The sequence below is a fragment of the Ralstonia mannitolilytica genome, from assembly GCF_000954135.1.
GTDB lineage: Bacteria > Pseudomonadota > Gammaproteobacteria > Burkholderiales > Burkholderiaceae > Ralstonia > Ralstonia mannitolilytica.
On record NZ_CP010799.1, the window covers coordinates 2441361 to 2462018 of the forward strand.

General features: G+C 66.2%; 20 protein-coding genes. 6 read left to right on the plus strand and 14 right to left on the minus strand.

Translation table 11 applies throughout. The features are described 5' to 3' along the window. The first annotated feature begins 68 nt into the window (after positions 1-68). From TK49_RS11615 to TK49_RS11625, 3 genes are all read left to right on the plus strand, one after another. A complete protein-coding gene (locus tag TK49_RS11615; protein ID WP_045786833.1) occupies positions 69-1280 on the plus strand; it encodes an MFS transporter in 1212 nt (403 codons plus the stop codon). 157 nt (positions 1281-1437) lie between these two features. Continuing rightward, complete coding sequence (locus tag TK49_RS11620) at positions 1438-1785, plus strand: hypothetical protein (RefSeq protein ID WP_045786834.1); 348 nt, start codon at positions 1438-1440, stop codon at positions 1783-1785. A gap of 7 nt (positions 1786-1792) precedes the next feature. Continuing rightward, positions 1793-2002 (plus strand): DUF1653 domain-containing protein, encoded by a 210-nt coding sequence (locus TK49_RS11625; protein WP_045786835.1) that lies wholly within the window; start codon positions 1793-1795, stop codon positions 2000-2002. Between the two features lie 16 nt (positions 2003-2018). Here TK49_RS11625 and TK49_RS11630 read toward each other — a convergent pair whose 3' ends face one another. The 5 genes from TK49_RS11630 to bioA all read right to left on the minus strand — a co-directional run bounded on the left by TK49_RS11630 (position 2019) and on the right by bioA (position 6612). Continuing rightward, entirely contained in the window at positions 2019-2543 is a 525-nt protein-coding gene (locus TK49_RS11630; protein ID WP_045786836.1) for a hypothetical protein, read from the minus strand. Between the two features lie 150 nt (positions 2544-2693). Then, positions 2694-3212, minus strand: a complete 519-nt coding sequence (locus TK49_RS11635; protein WP_045786837.1) for a hypothetical protein — start codon at positions 3210-3212, stop codon at positions 2694-2696. Positions 3213-3271: 59 nt separating this feature from the next. Continuing rightward, a complete protein-coding gene (gene bioD, locus TK49_RS11640; RefSeq protein ID WP_045786838.1) occupies positions 3272-3961 on the minus strand; it encodes a dethiobiotin synthase in 690 nt (229 codons plus the stop codon). Between the two features lies 1 nt (position 3962). Next, positions 3963-5210 (minus strand): 8-amino-7-oxononanoate synthase, encoded by a 1248-nt coding sequence (gene bioF, locus TK49_RS11645; RefSeq protein ID WP_045786839.1) that lies wholly within the window; start codon positions 5208-5210, stop codon positions 3963-3965. Beyond that, the gene (bioA, locus tag TK49_RS11650; protein ID WP_045786840.1) at positions 5197-6612 is read right to left on the minus strand and encodes an adenosylmethionine--8-amino-7-oxononanoate transaminase; all 1416 of its coding nucleotides are present in this window, start codon (positions 6610-6612) and stop codon (positions 5197-5199) included. The genes bioF and bioA overlap by 14 nt, the downstream gene beginning before the upstream one ends. A gap of 376 nt (positions 6613-6988) precedes the next feature. Here bioA and TK49_RS24770 point away from each other — a divergent pair, with 376 nt between their 5' ends. After that, positions 6989-7156 carry a hypothetical protein gene (locus TK49_RS24770; protein WP_164491034.1) on the plus strand — a complete coding sequence of 56 codons (168 nt, stop codon included), beginning with the start codon at positions 6989-6991 and terminating at the stop codon, positions 7154-7156. A gap of 87 nt (positions 7157-7243) precedes the next feature. Here TK49_RS24770 and TK49_RS11655 read toward each other — a convergent pair whose 3' ends face one another. The 8 genes from TK49_RS11655 to TK49_RS11690 all read right to left on the minus strand — a co-directional run bounded on the left by TK49_RS11655 (position 7244) and on the right by TK49_RS11690 (position 14781). Next, complete coding sequence (locus TK49_RS11655) at positions 7244-8560, minus strand: MFS transporter (protein ID WP_045786841.1); 1317 nt, start codon at positions 8558-8560, stop codon at positions 7244-7246. Between the two features lie 88 nt (positions 8561-8648). Continuing rightward, entirely contained in the window at positions 8649-9431 is a 783-nt protein-coding gene (locus TK49_RS11660; protein WP_045786842.1) for a 1,6-dihydroxycyclohexa-2,4-diene-1-carboxylate dehydrogenase, read from the minus strand. Continuing rightward, positions 9428-10468, minus strand: a complete 1041-nt coding sequence (gene benC, locus TK49_RS11665) for a benzoate 1,2-dioxygenase electron transfer component BenC (protein ID WP_045786843.1) — start codon at positions 10466-10468, stop codon at positions 9428-9430. The genes TK49_RS11660 and benC overlap by 4 nt, the downstream gene beginning before the upstream one ends. A gap of 38 nt (positions 10469-10506) precedes the next feature. Continuing rightward, positions 10507-10995: a benzoate 1,2-dioxygenase small subunit gene (gene benB / locus TK49_RS11670; RefSeq protein ID WP_045786844.1), complete on the minus strand. Its 489-nt coding sequence runs from the start codon at positions 10993-10995 to the stop codon at positions 10507-10509. After that, entirely contained in the window at positions 10992-12350 is a 1359-nt protein-coding gene (locus tag TK49_RS11675; RefSeq protein ID WP_045786845.1) for a Rieske 2Fe-2S domain-containing protein, read from the minus strand. The genes benB and TK49_RS11675 overlap by 4 nt, the downstream gene beginning before the upstream one ends. A gap of 21 nt (positions 12351-12371) precedes the next feature. After that, a complete protein-coding gene (gene catA / locus TK49_RS11680; protein WP_045786846.1) occupies positions 12372-13307 on the minus strand; it encodes a catechol 1,2-dioxygenase in 936 nt (311 codons plus the stop codon). Between the two features lie 35 nt (positions 13308-13342). Then, positions 13343-13633, minus strand: coding sequence for a muconolactone Delta-isomerase (gene catC / locus TK49_RS11685; protein ID WP_045786847.1), 291 nt, complete (start codon positions 13631-13633; stop codon positions 13343-13345). A gap of 38 nt (positions 13634-13671) precedes the next feature. Then, complete coding sequence (locus TK49_RS11690) at positions 13672-14781, minus strand: muconate/chloromuconate family cycloisomerase (protein ID WP_045786848.1); 1110 nt, start codon at positions 14779-14781, stop codon at positions 13672-13674. Between the two features lie 111 nt (positions 14782-14892). On the opposite strand from TK49_RS11690, the gene TK49_RS11695 reads away from it, so the two are divergent. Both TK49_RS11695 and TK49_RS11700 read left to right on the plus strand, forming a co-directional pair. After that, positions 14893-15804 (plus strand): LysR family transcriptional regulator, encoded by a 912-nt coding sequence (locus TK49_RS11695; protein WP_045786849.1) that lies wholly within the window; start codon positions 14893-14895, stop codon positions 15802-15804. A gap of 161 nt (positions 15805-15965) precedes the next feature. Next, positions 15966-18938 carry a transglycosylase domain-containing protein gene (locus tag TK49_RS11700; protein WP_394372228.1) on the plus strand — a complete coding sequence of 991 codons (2973 nt, stop codon included), beginning with the start codon at positions 15966-15968 and terminating at the stop codon, positions 18936-18938. Positions 18939-19055: 117 nt separating this feature from the next. Here TK49_RS11700 and TK49_RS11705 read toward each other — a convergent pair whose 3' ends face one another. After that, the gene (locus TK49_RS11705) at positions 19056-20609 is read right to left on the minus strand and encodes an MFS transporter (protein WP_045786851.1); all 1554 of its coding nucleotides are present in this window, start codon (positions 20607-20609) and stop codon (positions 19056-19058) included. Positions 20610-20658: the final 49 nt, after the last annotated feature.

A 20658-nucleotide genomic window follows, 5' to 3' on the forward strand; every position in this document is an offset into this window, starting at 1 on the left:
CCGCCGTTCCGTACGATACGCCGCTACTGGCAATCCTTTGCATCCTTTTTTCTAATACGGAACGACGCATGAATCCCGGAATCTCTACCGCCGCATCGATGGCGACGCCCCGCGAACCGGCCTGGGGCGCCGTCTTCGCGATGGCGCTTGGCGTCTTTGGGCTCGTCACGGCCGAATTCCTGCCGGCGAGCCTGCTCACCCCCATGGCCGAAAGCCTCAACGTGACCGAAGGCGTGGCAGGGCAGGCCGTGACGGCCACCGCAACGGTCGCGCTCGTCACCAGCCTGCTGACGGCCGCCGCGACCCGGACGATCGACCGGCGGCGTGTGCTGCTCGCGTTCTCGGCCTTGCTGATGGCGTCGAACCTGACCGTCGCGTTGGCGACGAACCTGCCGATGATCCTCATCGGCCGCGTGGTGCTCGGCATTGCGCTGGGCGGCTTCTGGACCATGGCGACGGCCACCGCCATGCGCCTCGTGCCGACAGAGATGGTGCCGCGCGCCCTGTCGATCATCTTCAGCGGCGTTGCCGTCGCGACCATCGCCGCGGCGCCCATGGGCAGCTACTTCGGGCACCTGATCGGCTGGCGCAACGTGTTCCTGATCGCGGCCGCGCTGGGCGGCGCCGCGTTCGTATCCCAGTGGATCACGCTGCCTTCGATGCCCCCGAGCGGCACGACGCGCCTGCGCACGCTCATCGACGTCCTGCGCCGTCCGACCGTGGGCCTCGGGATGTTTGCCACGATCCTCGTCTTTACGGGGCATTTCGCGTTCTTCACGTATCTGCGGCCGTTCCTCGAGCAGGTGGCAGGCGTTGGGGTGAACGGGCTGTCGGGCATCCTGCTGGGCTACGGCATCGCCAACTTCATCGGTACGTCGCTTGCCGGCCGCGTGCTCGAACACCGGCTGCGTCCGATGCTGATCGCCATGCCCGCGCTGATGGTCGTGCTTGGCATCGCGCTTGTCGCCATCGGGCGTGCGCCGATGGTGGACGCGGTGCTGGTCGCCCTGTGGGGCATGGCGTTCGGCGGCGTACCGGTGGCCTGGTCGACGTGGGTCACGCGAACGGTGCCCGACGAAGCCGAAAGCGCTGGCGGGCTGATCGTCGCGGCCGTGCAGCTTGCCATCGCCACGGGTGCGGCGGCGGGCGGCATCGTGTTCGACGCCAACGGCGCGGCGGGCGTGTTCGTCTGCGCGGCCGTGGTGCTGGCCATTGCGGTCGCGACCATCGTGGCCGGCGTGCCGAAGCGGCTGGAGCCGGTGCCTGGGCTTGCTGAATGAAATGTGGGTGTGCGGATGCGCCGGTTGTTTTACGCATAATTTGCATTATGTTAAATAAGACATCCACCAGCCCCGAACACCCCCGGCCCGATTCAGGAACGCCGGCCCGCGCCTTCGGTATGATCCACCCTCCAATCATCTGAAGAGGAAGCACACCATGGGCGAAGCCAAACGACGCGGCTCGCAGGCCGACCGCATTTCCCAGGCGCACGCCCGGCTCGATGCCCTGCGACCGGAAAAGCTGGTCTGCGGCGCATGCCAGACCGCCTTTACGGAGTTCGAAGGCATGGAGCCGCGCGACATGCCCGGCATCCGCGCGATCTTTGGCGGCGAATGCCCGAATTGCGGCGAGAGCGTGATTTCGTTCAACGGCGAGCCCGAGGCCGTGGCCGCGGCCATGCTGGCGTATCAGGACGCCATGGAGGACGCGAAGCTCGGCGCACAGACACAGGAAGGCAAGCACACGCCGTACGTCGACGACGAAGACAAGCCCACGCAGCACTGAGCCAGCCATGCAGAACACCCCTGCCCGCCGCTACCGCCACTACAAGGGCGGCGAATACGAGTGGCTGTGCGAAGCCACGTACGAACCCGATCCGACCATCAAGATGACGGTCTACCGCGCGGCCAACGGCACAATCTGGACGCGCCCATCGACGATGTTCCACGAGATGGTCGAAGTCGACGGTCGCCAGGTTCCACGCTTTGCGCGGATCGACTGAACGATCCTGACAGCGCTCAGCTCGGTGCGGCGCCGTGGCGGCGCTTGAACCACGCATGCTCACCGGGCGCCCAGTCGCGCAACTCGAAGGTGACGCGCACACGGCGCGACACCTGCAGATAGACGCCGCACGTCAACAGCAGCGCAGCGGCAACGGCCACGCCCTCGATGAAAGTCGAGCGTGCGCCGGGCAGGTCGCCGGCCATGAGGATGAAGCCGATCATCGGCGGCAGCACCGCCATGTGAACCAGCGTGGCACGCCGGAACGCGCTGTCGTGCGTGGTGGCCAGCACCAGCACTGTCGCGCACGAGATCAGGTACACCAGCATAGTCAGGTTGATCGCCCCGCTGCCCGGCGTGGTGGCGTTGAAGAGGTCGGCGCCGGCGAGCTTCACTGCGTCGATGGACAGGCCGTGCCAGAACACCCACGTCGGCCCGGCAATGGCCATGGCCAAGACCCAAGGCAACCATCCGGCGATGCCGTATAGCCGATGATGTTCCGCCGCAATCGGGTCGATGTCGACCCAGTGATGCGTGAGCATGATGCACCCCCGTGCGCGCCCGTTCTGATGACGGGTTGCTCCGGCAGGCGCCGGGCGGCGTCTGCCTCCCCTGCTTCTAGCTTAGGTCGCCGCGCGAAGGTGGCAATGCAGGAGGAACCCTGAGCGCACAAGCCGATTGGGCATGACGTCTCAGTGCCGGAAGAAGCGCGGCCGGTCTGGGTCGTACAACGGGTCGGGCGTGACCTGGGTGAGCTGCAGGACGCCAGCCCGGTCGAAGTAGAAATGCATCAAGGACGGCCAGACGTCGTCGGCCTTGAACCGGTATGACCAGACCAGCCGGTCCATGCGCGGGAAGTACGACGTCTCGACCGGCTGGCCGAAGTGCCGCAGCACGTCGTCTTGCGTCCAGGTGCCCACCCTTGCCTGCGCAAACTCGAGACTGCTCAGCACCTGCTTGAACGCGACGAGCCTGCCATGGGCATCGAAGTCGGCCGCATAGGTGAACTGGCCGTACGGTTTGGTCGGATACAGCCACCGCGTGCCGCCGTCCAGCGGGTACGTCTCGCGCGGCGGGCCGAACCGCGCCTGCACGGCGGACTCGTCTGCGCCCACCAGCCGCTGCCCCTTCGTCACCGGGGATTCCAATACCGCACATCCCGACATGGCCGCGACCACCATTGCCGTCGCCAGCCAACGCATCGCGCGCATGACAGCCCTCTCCATCGACGCTGTTGAGATCGGAACAGTGTAGCGCCGGCTGGGAAGCATCAACGCGTCAGCAGCGGTGCGATGTCGAGATACGTTGCCGCAAGGCGCGCTTGCGCACACGGCAATCGGGGAATCGTGCCCAGGTGCGGCGCGCTGATCCAGCGGCGCAGCGTGGCGACGTTCTCGTCCAGCCCGGCCATGGCCGGATCGACCACGTTGCCGACCCAGCCGACGAGGTGCAGCCCGCGCGCGGCGATGGCTTCCGCCGTGAGCGCGGCATGGTTCAGGCACCCCAGCCGCAGGCCGACCACCAGCACGACAGGCAGGCCCAGCGCGACGGTCATCTGCGCGGTGTCGAAGTCATCCGACAGCGGCACGCGAAAGCCGCCCACGCCCTCCACCACCACGGCGTCGGCGCACGCTTTTGCCTGCGCGAGCGCGTCGAGAATGGGCGGCAGCGTGATCGTCACGCCTTCGCGCGCGGCGGCCAGGTGCGGAGACATCGGTGCATCGAGCAGCCACGGGCAGACCGTGGCAAGCGGCAGGCTGATCGACGCAGCGGCGCGCAGTTGTTCGACGTCTTCGTTGGTGCGCGCAGGGGTGCCGGCCAGGGTGCCGGCCGCAATGGGCTTGAGACCGGCGGCACGGTAGCCGGCATCTGCTAGCTTGGTCAGCAAGGCGGCGCTGACGAGCGTCTTGCCGATCTCCGTATCGGTGCCCGTGATGAAGCAATCAAAACGCGGGGGCATGTCAGGCAGCCTCGGCGGGTTGGAGCGATTGGCCGGCCGCTTCGAGCGCGAGGGCGAGGCGCTCGATATCGGCGTCGGTGTGCGCGGCGGAGAGCGTAATGCGCAGGCGCGCCGTGCCCACCGGCACCGTCGGCGGGCGGATGGCGGCGATGCGGATGCCTTCGCGCTCCAGCGCGGCCGCGAGGGCCAGTGCCGGCGCGTTCTCGCCGATCACGATGGGCTGTATGGCCGTCTGCGAGGGCATCCACCGCCAGCCAAAGCGCGCGGCCAGGCGCTGGGCATGCGCGCTCCACGCGGCGATGTGCCGGTTCAGGACCGCGCGCCGTGCCGCCCCCTCCTCGCTCGCGATCAGGTCGAGCGCCGCCTCCACCGCGCACGCGATGCCCGGCGGTGTGGCCGTGGTGAAGATGTACGTGCGGGCGCGCTGCACCAGCCAGTCGATCGCCAGCCGATGCGCGACGATGGCCGCCCCGGACCCGCCCGCGGCCTTGCCGAAGGTGCCCACGTAGACGATGCGCTCGGAGCGCAGCCCGAAGTGCGACAACACGCCGGCACCGTCTTCGCCCAGCACGCCCAGGCCATGCGCGTCGTCCACGATGAGCCACGCGTCGTAGCGCTCGGCCAGTGCGAGCAGCGCCGGCAGCGGCGCGATATCGCCATCCATGCTGAACACGCCATCGGTGACGATCAGCTTGTTGCGGCTCGTGCTGGCGGCAAGCAGCGCCTCCAGTGCCGCCATGTCGACGTGCGGATACACCTTCACGGGCGCCCGCGACAGCCGGGCGCCATCGATGAGCGAGGCGTGGTTCAGCGCATCTGAAAAGATCGTGCAATCCTCGGCCGGGCGAATGCCGCCCGCCTGCGCCATGGCGCTCACCACGGCCAGGTTGGCCATGTATCCCGTGCAGAAGAACAGCGCATCCGCATCGGGAATATGAGCGGCCTGCAGCGCCGCCATACGGGCCTCCAACCGCGCGTGCGCGACCGAATGGCCGCTCACCAGGTGCGATGCGCCGCTGCCGAAGCCGTACTGCCGCGCGCCGTGCACCACGGCCTCGGCGAGGGCGGGATGCGCGGCCAGGCCGAGGTAGTCGTTGCCGCAGAAGCCCAGGACGTCGCGTGGCTCTCCGCCGGGCACGCTGATGCGCTGGCTGCGGTCGGTCGGGGTGTAGGCGGTGCGGCGCACGCGGCGCAGGTGCGCGGCATCGATGGCATCCAGGCCGGCCTGCAGGTCGTCAAGCAATCGCATAGGTGTGTCCTTCGGTTTCGCCCGTGGTCTGGGCGAGGGTGTCTTCCAGCGTCTGGAGCGTGCGTTCGACCAGCGTGTCGGTCTCTTCGTCGCTCAGCACGTAGGGCGGCAGCAGATAGACGGTGTGGCCGATCGGGCGCAGCAGCAGCCCATGCGTGCGCGCCGTGAGCGCAAAACGCTCGGCAAAGCGTGCGCCGGCCACGTCGGGGTGCACGTCGAAGGCGGTGATCATGCCGGTCTGGCGCAGGTGTGCGACGCGGGCATCGTGCGACAGCGGCGCGAGGCCCTGCGCAATGCGCGCGGCGGTGACGCGGTTGCGTGCCAAGACGTCGTGCTCGGCAAACAGATCGAGTGTGGCCAGCGCGGCGCGGCACGCCAGCGGGTTGCCGGTGTACGAATGGGAATGCAGGAAGCTGCGCACCGGCGCATCGTCGTTGAAGGCCTCGTAGATGGCATCGCGCGAAAGCACGATCGACAGCGGCAGGTAGCCGCCGCTGATGCCCTTGGAGAGGCACAGCAGGTCCGGCCACACGCCGGCCTGCTCGCATGCGAAGAAGGTGCCCGTACGCCCGCAGCCGACGGCAATTTCATCGGCGATCCAGTGCACGCCAAACTCGTCGCACAGCGCCCGCACGCCGCGCAGGTAGCTCACATCATGCATGGCCATGCCGGCCGCACACTGGACCAGCGGCTCGATGATGACGGCGGCAATGGTGCCGGCGTTGGCGGCAAGGCAGGCGCGCAAGGCAGCCAGCGCCCGGTCGGCGACGTCGGCGGCGGTCTCGCCGGGGGCGGCCAGGCGGGCATCGGGCGATGCCACGCGGTGCGATTGCAGGATCAGGGGGTCGTACGCATCGCGGAAGATCGCCACATCGGTCACGCCAAGGGCGCCGAGCGTTTCCCCGTGGTAGCCGTGCTCCAGGCAGACGAAGCGGTTGCGTGCGCCCTGCCCTGCGTTGCGATGCGCGTGGAAGCTCATCTTGAGCGCGATTTCGACGGCCGATGCGCCATCGGAGCCGAAGAAGCTGTGGCCCAGCACACCGGCCGTCAGGTCGATCAGACGTTCGGCAAGCTCCACGGCCGGGCGGTGCGTGGCGCCGGCCAGCATCACGTGCTCCAGCGAGTCCAGCTGCGTCTTGAGCGCAGCGTTGATATGCGGATTGGCGTGGCCGAACAGGTTGACCCACCAGGAGCTGGTGCCGTCGAGGTAGCGCTTGCCGTCAAAGTCGATCAGCCACGGGCCCTGCCCGCGAGCGATCGGCAGCGGCGGCATGGCATCGAGCCGGGCATTCTGGGTGCACGGGTGCCACACGGCCGCCCGGCTGCGCGCCTGCCACGCACTGTTGGCCGATCGGGCACCGCACGCGCCGTCAGCCGGCACCGGGATGGGGGGATACGCCATACGAACCTCCAGTCAACAAACCGGCCCGCAGCATGCAGCAAGGCGAGCCGGCACATGGCGGCGTATGGTAGGTGGCTTGCCGATCAAACGACAAGCGAGCAGATCATTGCTTTTTGCCGGCACAATCCCATCCGAAGCGCGATGTTCGCGTCTTTTCCTACGGACATGCCCCGTCCTGCGGTGATCTTGTGCCGAAAAAATTTTTGCTCTGCGCAAATTTTGTGAAGAGAAAGCCGCTTTGAGAAGCAAGCGACCGGCGCCAGGGGCGTATCAGCCTCCCGTGATACTGAGAATGTACCCGCAGTACGGGATGCGCCGTTGCTCCATCCTAGGGATAACCCTATACTCGGGAAAACCCTAGATCGAGAACGACATCATGATTCAGCAAGCCTATTACACCCCGAAGTTCGCCGGCCAGGTCCAGGTGCAGGCCGCTCCCCGTACGTCGCTGCTGCGCGCCATCCTCAACTATTTCCGTAAGGGCTGGGACGACAACCTGCCGTACGCAGAGGTGGTGGGCAAATCCGGCTCGTACCTGGGCTGAGCCAGCGATCGCTGCCACAGCGAACCGCAACGACAAAACGGCGCCTTGGCGCCGTTTTTGTTTTGCGCAGCCGCGCCGGCTCGCCCATCAGCTTGCGACGGCGCAGGCGGATCGCCGATGGTTGATGAACGCCACCGCAATCGTCGCAATGACGGCCGGCACGGCCATGGCGAAGAAGTTGTGGTGCAGAGGCAGCGCCATCCCCACCAGCATGCCGATGACGATCGGCGCAAGAATCGCCCCGCTGCGTCCCACCCCGGACGCCCACCCGATACCCGTGGAGCGGATGCTCATCGGGTAGAACTGGCCGGCGTACGCATAGGTCACGATCTGCGTGCCGATGGTGCAGCCGCCGGCCACGGCCACCAGCAGGTACAGCGTCTCGGTCGACGTCTTGATGCCCAGAAGTGCGATCGACACTGCCGCAAGGGCGTACATCGCCATGAGCACGTACTTGATGTTGAAACGATCTGCCAACCAGCCGCCGCCAATCGCACCGAGCATCGCCCCGAAGTTCAGCACCAGCACAAAGGTAAGTGCGGAACCGAGGCTGTAGCCGGCCGATGCCATCAGCTTGGTCAGCCATGAACTGAGCGCGTACACCATGAACAGGCACATGAAAAAGGCGATCCAGAACATGGCCGTGCTCAACCCGCGCCCGTCCTGGAACAGTTTGGCCAGCGGGGCGTCGTCACCGCGGTCCGCCTCTGGCAGGACGAAGGTGCCCTCCGGTCGTGCAGCGCTGCCGCTGAGCCGACGCACGATATCGCGCACCGCATCGATCCTGCCCGTGCGCAACAGGAAGGGCATCGACTCGGGGAGCCACCGCAGAATCGCCGGGACCAGCAGCACAGGCAGGCCCGCGGCAACGAACACCGATTGCCACCCGTAGCGCTCCAGCAGCCCTTTGCCGATCAATGCGGCCAGCATGCCGCCGACCGAATAGCCGCTGAACATCAGGGTGACGAGCGTGCTGCGCAGCCGGCGCGGCGCGTACTCCGTCATCTGCGCCACGACGTTCGGCATCACGCCGCCGATGCCGAGGCCTGCGAGAAAACGCGTCACGCTGAACGCAATGGGGTCGGTCGCAAAACCCGCTGCTGCCGTAAAGACGCTGAACAGTACGATGCACACGGCAATCGCCCAGCGGCGGCCGATGCGGTCTGCAATCGTGCCGAGCACGATCGCACCGAACATCATCCCGAACAGCGCCGCACTGACCATGAAGCCGGCGCTGGTGGGTGTGACGCCCATCTCCTTCATGATGGATGGCAATGCAATGCCGGCGATGGCCAGGTCGTAGCCGTCAAAGATGATGATGAGCGCGCACCAGAACAGCGTAGTGGCGTGAAAACGGCCGAAGCGGGCGTGGTCTGCTACGGCGTGCAGGTCGATCTGACGCATGGATGGTCTCCTCTGGGGTCCGCGAAGGCGTGGGCGCCTCTCTCTTTTGCTGGGTGGGTTTCTTCAACCGATGGCGCGCGCCGGCGTGTCAGCCCAGGTCTCCGCCTCCAACCGGCAGTACCGTCCCGGTGATGTACGAAGCCTCGTCCGAAGCCAGGAACAGGATCGCCCGCACCTGCTCGTCGATCGTGCCGTAGCGGTGCATCAGGCTGCTGGCGAGCGTCTGCTCGACGATGCCCTGGTACCAGGCGGCTTCCTGGTCGGACATGGGCGCCATGTTGCGCGGGATCCGGCGCGGCGGCGCTTCCGTGCCGCCCGTGGCGACGGCATTGACGCGGATGTTGTCGGCGGCGTGCTCAAAGGCCAGGCTGGCGGTGAGCGCATTGACCCCGCCCTTGGCCGCCGAATACGGGATCCGATAGATGCCGCGCGTCGCGATCGACGACACGTTGACGATCACGCCATGCCTGCGCTCCACCATGTGTGGCAGCACCGCCCGGCAGCACCACAGCGTCGGAAACAGCGAGCGGCGAATCTCCGCCTCGATCTGCGCTTCTTCATAGTGCTGATACGGTTTGGCCCAGATCGTGCCGCCGACGTTGTTGACCAGCACGTCGATGCGGCCGAATGCGTCGAGCGCGGCCTGCACGGCATGCAGCGCGCCGGCGTAGGTTTCGAGATCCGCCGTGGCGGCTCGGGCTTGGCCGCCCGCGGCGGCAATCTCCGCCTGCACTTCGTCGACCAGCGCCGCGCGGTCCACCAGCAGCACCTGGGCGCCCTCTTCCGCCGCCGCCATGGCAACGCCGCGGCCGATGCCCTGCGCCGCCCCCGTTACGATGACGGTTTTGCCTGAGAATCGTTGCATGGTCATGCCGCCTTTGCCGTCGCGTGGGTGATGGCAGTCCCGTTGGGCGTGAACTTCTCGTAGTGGAAGCTGTGGGGCTTCACGCCTGCATCGGCAAAGTACTGGCGCACGGCATCGACCATCGGCGGCGGACCGCACAGATAGACGTCCACATCGCCATCTTTGAGCGCGTCGGCCGGAATGTGCTGGGTCACCCAGCCCTTGCGCGGATGACGCGAAGCAGCGTCGGCGACGACGGTGGCGTAGCTGAAATTCGGCAACCTCGTCATGTAGGCTTCGATCGCTTCGACCTGCACCAGGTCGAGATCACGCGTCACGCCATACACGAGGTGCACCTTCTGCTGCGAATGGCTGCGCGCCAGCACCTCCAGCATCGACAGGAACGGCGCCAGCCCCGTGCCGCCGGCAAGGAACAGCAGCGGCCGCTGCACGTCGCGCAGGTAGAAGCTGCCGAGCGGCCCGTGCAGCTCGAGCCTGTCGCCGGGCCGGGCGGCTTCGAGCCAGGTGCTCATCACCCCGCCCGGAATCTTCTTGATGAGGAAGCTCACCCTGGATTCGCCGGGCGCCGAAGAGAACGAATACGAGCGGTGCTGCCCGCTGCCCGGCACGTCGATGTTGACGTATTGGCCGGGCAGGAACACGGGCGCGGTGGCGTCGACGTCCAGTTCGAGCACGACGGCGGCATCGTTGTGCAGCTCGATTTTCGACAGCGTGGCGACGAAGCGGCTCTGCCCTGTCTTGCACGTGGTCGATGAGGTCGGCACGGCGATCACGCAATCGCTGTGCGGCACCATCTGGCACGTGAGGACGAGGCCGGCGTTCTTCTCGTCTTCGGTCAGCGCGTCGTCGATGTAGTCGTCGCCGAGGTCGTAGCTGCCGCTTTCGGCGCGGCACTTGCACGTTCCGCACACGCCGTCGGAGCAATCCATCGGCAGGTTGATCTTGGCGCGGAAGGCGGCATCGAGCACCTTCTCGCCGGCTTTGCATTCGATGAACCGCGTGACGCCGTCCTCGAAATTCAGTGCAACGTTGAAACTGGACATGGAAGCCTCCGCTGCCTCGCTTGGGTACGTGGACACGGTCAGACGTGGTAGACGTCGAGCACCTGCCGGATGTAGTCGTTCTTCAGGACGATCTTCTTGGATGCAATCAGGTAGCCGTCGCCGGCGCGGCGCAACGTGACGAACATCGTCCCGAAGAACTGGTCGGTGGTCTTGTAGCGGTGGCTGAGCGTGTGGAAGTTGTAGCGCACGTCGACTTCACTGTCGCGCTCGGCCAGCACTTCCACGTTGGCAATGCTGTGGCTGGTTCTCGGCTCCGGCGTTGACGCACCGCTGCGCTCGGTCTTGATGCGGAAGACGCGGTCTTCGAGTCCGCAGCGGTTCGCGTAGTACATCAGCGAGATCTGGCTCTGCGGGTCATCAGTCAACTGGTCGTCGTCATCCCAGGCAGGCATCCAGTACGTGACATCTTCGGCGTAGCAGTCGAGCCACGCATCCCACTGGCGGTCGTCGAGCAGGCGCGCCTCGCGGTACAGGGCGGCGCAGATGGTTTGGTAATCGAAGCTCATGCCGGCACCCCTGCGCATTCCTTCTTCAGGGCCTCGCGCATGACCTGCACCCAGTACGCGTGCTGGCACACGAACAGGCCTTCGTCTTCACTGCGCTCGCCCGAGATGAGGGGCTTCAGGCCCATCCTGGCGGCGTTCTCGTCGGGGCCGCGCACCCACAGCGGCGCGCCGCGCGACAGGTCGTTCCACAGGGCCGTGGTGCCGGCATAACCGTTCTGGCACGCGCGGAACTCTTCCAGGTCGTCCGCCGTGCCCATGCCGGTGACGTTGAAGAAATCCTCGTACTGGCGGATGCGCGTCGCGCGGTCGGCCGCGCTCTCGCCTTTTGGCGCAAAGCAGAAGATCGACACCTCCGTCCGGTCGACGCTGATGGGGCGCACCACGCGGATCTGCGTGCTGAACTGATCCATCAGGAACACGTTCGGATACAGGCACAGGTTGCGGGTCTGGTTGACGATGAAGTCGGCCTGGGTGTCGCCCACGCGAGCCGCGATTTCGTCACGGTGCGCATAGACGGGCCGCACCTGCGGGTTCATCGTCTTCGTCCACAGCAGGATATGGCCGTGCTCGAAGCCATAAACGCCCGCCACCGATCTGCTCCAGCTGTTCGCGTCCACCGCCTGCGTGCCGCCCTCCTTGCGCCGCCCCATCGTTGCGGCGTAGTTCCAGTGCACGGTGCTGACGTGGTAGCCGTCGCAGCCATTCTCCATCTGCATCTTCCAGTTGCCTTCGTAGATATAGGACGAGCTGCCGCGCAGGACTTCGAGCCCGTCCGGCGCCTGGTCGACGATCTGGTCGATGATCACGCGCGCTTCACCGAGGTACGACTCGAGCGGCTGCACGTCCGCATTGAGGCTGCCGAACAGGAAGCCGCGATAGTTCTGCAGGCGCGCCACCTTCTTCAGGTCGTGCGAGCCGTGCGTGTTGAACTGCACCGGGTACTGGGTCGTCTTTTCGTCCTTCACCTTGAGCAGCTTGCCGGTGTTGGAGAACGTCCAGCCGTGGAACGGACACGTGAAGCTGCCCTTGTTGCCGTGCTTGCGGCGGCACAGCATGGCGCCCTTGTGCGCGCAGGCGTTGATGACGGCATGCAGCTCGCCGGTCTTGTCCCGGGTGATGACGATGGGCTGACGCCCGATCCAGGTCGTGTAGTAATCGTTGTTGTTCGGAATCTGGCTTTCGTGTGCGAGATACACCCAGTTGTTCTCGAAGATGTGCTTCATCTCCAGCGCGAACAGGTCGGGGTGGGTGAAGATGTCGCGGCGGCAGCGGAAGATGCCGGCCTCTTCGTCATCCACCACCGCCGTTGAGAGCAGTTGTTCGAGTTCGCCGGCTTTGTCGATCAGGGCGGACATGGTCGTCTCCACGTTGCAACCTCATGCCTGGGCCGAAGCGCGCAGGCGGTTCACGCGCTGGTTGTCCTTGCCCTGCACCAGCGGCGTGAGGACAAAGTTGAACTCGATGTCCTTGTACGCATCGGCCTTGAGGCCCAGGACGGCACCGCCGGTTTTTTCCGCGACGGGCGGAATCAGCTCTTCGCGGGTGGCGTAGGCGAAGTCATCCCAGATGAGCGGATCGCCTTCGATGTTGAATTGCGTCGTCAGCTTGCGATGCCCCTCGCTGCTCACGAAGAAGTGCACGTGCGCCGGACGATTGCCATGGCGGGCCAGCCCGTTGAGCAACTGCTGCGTCGCGCCGTGCGGCGGGCACCCGTACCCGACTGGCATGAGGGTGCGGAATTCGTATCGGCCATCCGCGCCCGTGCGCACGGCGCCGCGGAGGTTGAACGCGCTCTGCCCGCCGGTCGGGTCGAAGTGCGAGTAGAACCCGTTCGAGTTCGCATGCCAGCACTCGACCACGGCGCCCGCCACCGGCTTGCCATCGGTGCCCATCACCGTGCCGTGGATGACCAGCGGTCCGGCCGCCGGGTCCGGATCGATGTCGATGCGCGACACGCCGTCGCGCACCGGGGCGCCCGCCACGTACAGCGGGCCTTCGATGGTGCGTGGCGTCCCGCCGTGGATGCCGAGCGCCGCGTCTGCGGCATCCATGCGGATGTCGAGGTACTTCTCGAGGCCCAGCCCCGCCGCCAGCAGCGCAGCCTCGCCGTCCTGCCCGAGTTTGTTCAGGTAATTGATGCCAGCCCAGACCTCGTCCGGCGTGATGTCGAGATCGTCGATGGCCTTGAACAGGTCGGCAAGCAGGCGGTGAGTGATCTGCTTCAAGCGGACATTGCCGTCCTTGCCTTCCAGGTTGGCAGCGGCCTTCAGCAGCTCCTGTACTTCTTGTGTCTGGAATACGCGCACGTTCATGATGGATGTCTCCTCGGGTTTTCTGGGGGAATGTCTCAGGCGTCGTCGCTGTGAACCGAGGACGGGTGACGGCACAGCGGCGTCACGGCGATCTGCATGTACGGGAATAGCGGCAGCGCCGTCAGGATCTCGTGCAGCTCGGCATTGCTCTGCACGTCGAAGATGCTGACGTTCGCGTACTCGCCGACCAGGCGCCAGATGTGGCGCCACTTGCCGCTGCGCTGCAGATCCTGCGAATAGGCCTTCTCGCGGGCCTTGATCTCGTCGGCGACATCGGCCGGCATGTCGGCAGGCAGGCGGACATCCATGCGGACATGGAAGAGCATCGTGGTCTCCTTGGTGGGTTGTCTGGGTCTGGTTGTCGTTATTGGCGGCGCAGGCGTGCAAGCTTGTCGCGGTCGATCTCGATGCCGAGGCCGGGGCCGGTGGGCACCTGCAGCGTGAAATCGCGGTACCGCAACGGCTCGGTCAGCAGTTCCTGTGTGAGCAGCAAGGGCCCGAACAGCTCCGTGCCGAACTGCAGATCGCTGAAGGTCGAAAAGACGTGCGCGGAGGCGGCAGTGCCGACCGCGCCCTCCAGCATCGTTCCGCCGTACAGGCTGATGCCCGCAAGCTGCGCGATCGCCGCGACCTGCATGGCGGGAACCAGGCCGCCCGATTGCGCGATCTTCACGGCGAAGACATCGGCGCCGGCCGAGCACGCAAGTTCAAACGCATCAAGTGGACCGTGCAGCGCCTCGTCAGCCATCATCGGCACGGCGAACTGGCGCGCCAGGCGCTCCAGCGCGGCGCGGTTTTCTGCGCGCACCGGTTGCTCGATCAGGTCGATGCCGCCGGCCTGCAGCGCGGCGATGCCATTGGCGGCGTCCAGCTCGCTCCAGGCCTGGTTGACGTCCACCCGCACGCTCACGGCATCGCCCAGCGCGCGCTTGATGGCGAGCACGTGCGCCACGTCTTCGGCCACGGGGCGCAGGCCGATCTTCAGCTTGAAGATGCGGTGACGGCGCTCGGCCAGCATCGCTTCTGCCTCGGCAATGTCTTTTGCGGTGTCGCCGCTGGCGAGCGTCCAGGCAACCGGCAGTGCATCACGCAGGCGGCCGCCGAGCAGCTCGGACAGCGGCACGCCCAGCCGGCGCGCCTGCGCATCGAGCAGCGCCGTCTCCAGCGCGCACTTGGCAAAGCGGTTGCCCTGGATGGTCTTGCGCACGCGTGCCATGGCAGCTGCCACGTTGCGCGCGTCCATGCCGATCAGCAGCGGCGCGATGTGCGTGTCGATGTTGACCTTGATGCTCTCGGGGCTCTCTTCGCCGTAGTTCAGGCCGCCGATGGTGGTGGCCTCGCCCCAGCCTTCGATGCCGTCTTCGCAGCACACGTGCACGAGGACGAGCGTCTGCGTGTGCATGGTGGCGACAGACAGCTTGTGCGGACGGATGGTGGGCACATCCACTAGAATGGCCTCGATCGAGCGAATCATGTTTTCCAGGTATCAGAATGGACGGCGATCAACGTGGAAATCAGATTACGCAGCGCAATTTATTGCGTCCAACACTGATTTAGTATCGGCTTCATACCTAAAAGGTTGGATATGGAACTGCGCCACCTGCGCTACTTCGTCGCCGTTGCCGAGGAGCTGAACTTCACGCGTGCGGCCGAGCGCCTGCACATCGCGCAGCCGCCGCTCTCGCGACAGATTCAACAGCTCGAAGAGGAAATCGGCGTCGTGCTGTTCGAGCGCGGCAGCCGGCCGCTGCGGCTGACCGAAGCCGGGCGGTTCTTCCACGCCCACGCACGCCAGTTGCTGGCGCAGACGGCCGAGCTCGCCTCGATGACGCAGCGCGTGGGACAGATCGAGCGGCGCCTGTCGATTGGCTTCGTTGCCTCAACGCTGTACGGCATGCTGCCGAAGGTCATCCGGCGCTTCCGGGCCGAGTACCCGATGGTCGATCTGACCATGCACGAGATGACGACCATGGACCAGATCCAGGCGCTCAAGAACGGCCGCATCGACGTCGGCTTCGGCCGCATCCGCTATGAAGACCCGAACGTGCGCCGCATCCTGCTGCGCGACGAGCGCCTGATCGTCGCCCTGCCCTCGGGCCACCCGCTGCTGGGCGCCAAGCCGGCCGCATCGCTGCGCGACCTCGTGGGCGAGACGCTCATCATCTACCCGCGCGCGCCACGCCCAAGCTACGCGGACCAGGTTCTGGCCCTGTTTCACGACCGCGCGCTCGAGCCGAGCAAGATCTACGAGGCACGGGAATTGCAAATCGCCCTGGGACTGGTGGCGGCCGGCGAAGGGGTGTCTGTCGTACCGCGCAGCGTGGCGGGCCTCAAGCGCGAGGACGTCTGCTACCTGGAGCTCGATGACCCGCAACTGGTGTCGCCCATCATCTTCAGCACACGCCTGCTGGATGAGTCGGAAGACATCCGGGCCATGCTGGCGCTGATCTACCGGCTGTACGACGAGCAGCAGATTCCGTATTACGCCCCTTCGTAAGGCTTGCAACGGCAGCCCAAAGTTACACGCCGCTGGACACGGCATGCGCATGGGCTAGATTGAAGTGAGGCGTTGATCCGCCTGCGATTGGAGCGTAGCGAGTGACAAGAAAACGCCGCCGCGTCATCAAGTTGGCCGTGTTTGCGGCGCTGGTCCTTGCAATGGCCGCATGGCTGGTCGCCCGCGAGTTCCGCACGTCTTCGTGGCAGGCGCATTACTTCGCACAGCTCGCGCAGTCGCAGACCTTTCCTGTCAAGCCGGGCCCCAACACCTCGGCGCGCTTTCCGAATTCCGGCCCCTACGACGAACGGCTGGGCTATCACGATCTGCCCGTCTTTCTTGACCGCCTGCGCGCACGCGGCTACATCGTCGCGCAGCAGGCCGTGCCGTCCAACGACATGGTTGCGTGGATGGACCGCGGCATGAACGCGCCGTATCACGAGAAGGACCAGACCGGCCTCGAACTGCTGGACGTCGAGGGGCGCCCGATCTACCGCGCGCGCCATCCCGAGCGCGTGTACGACCGCTTCGACGCCGTACCGCCGCTGCTGGTCAGCTCGCTGCTGGCCATCGAGAACCGCACGCTGCTGCAGACGGAATACCCGAAGCGCAATCCGGCCGTGGAGTGGACGCGCCTGGCCCGCGCGGTATGGGACCGCGCCCTGCATACCGTCAACGCCGCACACGAGTCGCCCGGCGGCAGCACGCTCGCCACGCAGATTGAGAAGTACCGCCATTCGCCCGAAGGCCGCACCGATTCGCCGGCTGAGAAGCTGCGCCAGATGGCTTCGGCCTCCGCACGCGCGTATCTCAACGGAGAAGACACCACGGCCACGCGGCACCAGCTCGTGGTCGCCTACCTGAACACCGTGCCGCTCGGCGCCCGCGCCGGGTTTGGCGAAATCCAGGGGATCGGCGATGCGCTGTGGGTCTGGTACGGGCGCGACTTCGCGCAGGTGAACGCCCTGCTGTCGCCCACATCGGAGGCGCCGCTGGCCGACCGCGCGCTGGCATACAAGGAAGCGCTGAGCCTCCTGGTGTCACAGCGGCGGCCGTCGTACTACCTCGAGAATCTCGACGAGCTGGAAACGTTGACCAACGCCTACCTGCGGGTGCTCGCCGCATCGGGCGTGATTGCGCCAGCCCTGCGGGATGCCGCGATTGCGCAGTCGCTCAAGCAGCAGGCGCTGAACACGCGCGTGCCGGCGCCTCCCCTCGAGCACAAAGGCACCAACGCCGTGCGCGTCAACCTGGCGGGCATGCTGGGCGTCTCGCGCATGTATGCGCTCGACCGGCTCGACCTGATGGCCAGCAGTACGCTCGACGCGCCGCTGCAGCGCGATATCACCACCGAGTTGCGCAAACTGCGCGACCCCGAGCGCGCCAAGGCCGCCGGCCTCGTCGGCGACAAGATGCTCGAACACGGCGACCCGCGCGGCGTGACCTACAGCTTCACGCTGTACGAACGCGCCCCCGGCGGCAACCGTGTGCTCGTGCAGGCCGACACCTTCGACAAGCCGTTCGACATCAACGAGGGCGTGAAGCTCGACCTGGGCTCCACCGCCAAGCTGCGCACGCTGGTGACGTATCTGCAGCTCGTGGCCGAGCTGCATGAGCGCTATGCCGGCCAGCCTGCGGCGGCATTGCGCAAGCTGAACATTCCGGTGCAGAACCCGATCGAGCGCTGGGCCGTCGATTACCTTGCGCACACGCAGGACCGCTCGCTCACGGCCATGCTCGATGCCTCGATGGAGCGCAAATACTCGGGCAACGCCGGCGAATGGTTTGCCACCGGCGGCGGCATGCAGAGCTTCGAGAACTTCGAGAAGTGGGAAGGCACGCAGAACTTCACGGTGCGCGAGGGCCTCAAGCACTCCGTCAACCTCGTTTTCGTGCGCATCATGCGCGACATCTCGCGCTACTTTCAGCATCAGTTGCCAAGCGCCGGCGCCGAGGCGCTGACCGATCCAGACTCGCCGCAGCGCCAGATCTACCTGCGGCGCTTTGCCGACCGCGAAGGCAAGCTCTTCATGGGCCGCTTCTATGCCAAGTACAAGGGCAAGACCGACCAGGAGCGTGAAGCGATCCTCGTGCAGAGCACCCACGCCACGCCGGTGCGGCTCGCCACCATCTTCCGCAGCATCGATCCGCAGGCAGGACCCGACAAGCTGGCCGCCTTCCTCCGCACCTACCTGCCGGGCACGAAGCTCGACGACGCGGCCATCACCAAGCTGTACAACACCTATTCGGTGCAGCGTTTCGACCTGGCCGACCGCGGCTACATCGCGCGGCTGCACCCGCTGGAGCTGTGGCTGGTGGCCTATCTGCGCGAGCATCCGCAGGCGACGCTGTCCCAGGTGAACGAAGCCAGCGCCACGGAACGGCTGGCCGTCTACAAGTGGCTGCTGCAGTCCAGGCGCAAGGGGGCGCAGGACAAGCGCATCAAGCAGATGCTGGAAATCGAGGCCTTCCAGCAGATCCACGCCATGTGGAAGCGGCTTGGGTATCCGTTCGAATCGCTCGTGCCGTCGTACGGCACGGCCATTGGCGCGTCGGCAGACCGTCCGGCATCGCTGGCGGAGCTTATGGGCATCCTTGAGAACGACGGCATCCGCCTGCCCACCGTGCGCATCGACCGCCTGCGCTTTGCCGCCAACACCCCATACGAAGTGATGCTGTGCCGCGACCCGCACGCCGGCGAACGCGTGCTGCCGCCCGAGATCCCGCCGCTGGTGAAATCCGCTCTCGCTGCCGTCGTCGAAGGCGGCACCGCCAAGCGGATATCGGGCACCTTCGTCCGGAAAGACGGCAGGCCCATCACGCTCGGTGGCAAGACCGGCACCGGCGACAACCGCTTCAAGACCTTCAGCCGCGGCGGCGGGCTGATCTCCGAGCGCGTCGTCAGCCGCTCCGGCGCCTTCGTGTTCTATCTAGGTGACCGCTACTTCGGTACCGTCGTCGCCTACGTCGCCGGCGCCGACGCCGCCAAGTACAAATTCACCAGCGCACTGACCGTGCAGGTCCTGAAGGTCCTGGCCCCCACGCTGATGAATCACCTGGATCTGAAGGACGAGGCCCCCGCCTTCAACTGCAAGCTCCCCCAGGCCACCGCCCCCGAACAAAAGCTGGATTGACTGCCACGCACGAAAAACGGCGACAACACGAGCGCCCCGCCGGTGTGGTCGTTGCCGTTCCTGCCCTAGAAGGGGGCGTCCTCGCCAGGGAACGAAACCGAGGGTCAAACAAAAACCTCACCGCAAAGCCCGCTGCAACCAAATCCCCAAAGCACATCCCACCGCCACCATCGCCCCCCAGGCAAACAGATCCTTCACCGCCAGCAACGTCGCCTGCCGATCGATCTCCGCGGAAATCCGGATCAGTTCAGCGCCCTGCAGCGCATGCGGCCACTGCCAGTCAGGCGTAAACGCGCTCACACGTCCGACAAGATCCGTCCGGTGCTGCGCCTGCCCGTGCTGCAGCAGCAGCGTGGCGCCCATCGTCCCGAAAGCTTGCGCCCAGGCCCGCATGATCCCCTTGAACTGATAGGCGTGGCCGAAATCCCGGGCCGGCAGGTCGACGTACGTCAGCCCGGCCACCTGGATCACCACGAACATCCCCACCATGCCTTCGATCATGAATCCCGGCGCCACCGCCGCCACCGAGGCCCCCGGCATCGCCGCATGCGACATCCACAGCAGGGCCGCCGCCATCAGGACGAAGCCGATGGAGACCAGCACGCGCTTGGTGGGCAGTACGTTCGTCAACTGGAAGTTGAGGATGCCCAGCACCACCGTCACCAGCCCGCCCAGGCTCATGAGTTGCGCCGTGGTCTCATAGCGAAAGCCCAGGCCGTTCTGCAGCAGGCTCGACGAGAGAAAGCTCCACGCACTCGCAAATACGTAATAGATGGCATAGAAGACCATGCCCATCAGGAAGCGCCGCTGCAGCGTGGCGCGCAAGTCGACCCACGGCAGCGGGTGGCCGGTCTGGCGGATGCCGACCCAGGCAATGAGCGCCGCCACGGCGATGATGGGCAACACCTGCGCCGGCGAGCCATCCGGGTGAACGAACCGCGCCTGCTGAAAACCATGCAGCGCAATGAGCGCCGCGACCCCGAAGGCAATGGCCGAGGGCCAGTCGAGCGAGGCGAAATCGCCCTTGCGCTCATGCATTTGGGGGTGCGGATAGAACGCCGCGACGAGCGCGGCCACCACCACCGCCACGAGCAGCTGCGCGACAAAGATGGCGCGCCAGCCGAATTGCTCCGTCAGCGCCGCCGACAGCATCGGCGACACGCAACTGAGCCCGAAGATGCCGTAGATCATGCCCTTCATCATCGTGCGCCGTTCGTGCGCGGGGCTATGCTGGACAAAGATGCGCGAGGTCGAAAGCATGGGCCCGCCGCCAAAGCCCTGCACCGCCCGGCCGACGATCAGCATGGTGCCGCCCTCGGCCGCCGCGCACATCAGCGTGCCGACGATGAACACCAGCAACGACAGCAGCGTATGGCGGCGATACGTCATGTGGTCGGCGAGCCGGCCCATCACGAGGATGGCCAGGCTGGCCGCCGCCGCATACGCCGCCACCGCCCACAGGTAGACGTCCTGCGACGCCAGCACGCCGCCTTCGATGTGCGGCCCGGCAATCGAGAACATCAGGTTGGACATGTAATCCACGCCCGTCGCCAGGCCGATCACCATGCCCACCATGCGCAGCTCCATCCGGCTGCCCACCGTCGACGGGGCGGGCTGGCGGCGTGGGGCTGGGGGCGGCAAAACCGTGTGGTCTGGGCTTGGCGTGTTCATGCAGGGATGGTAATTTGCCCAGAAAGCGGCGGAAATCGCCTTCCGACAA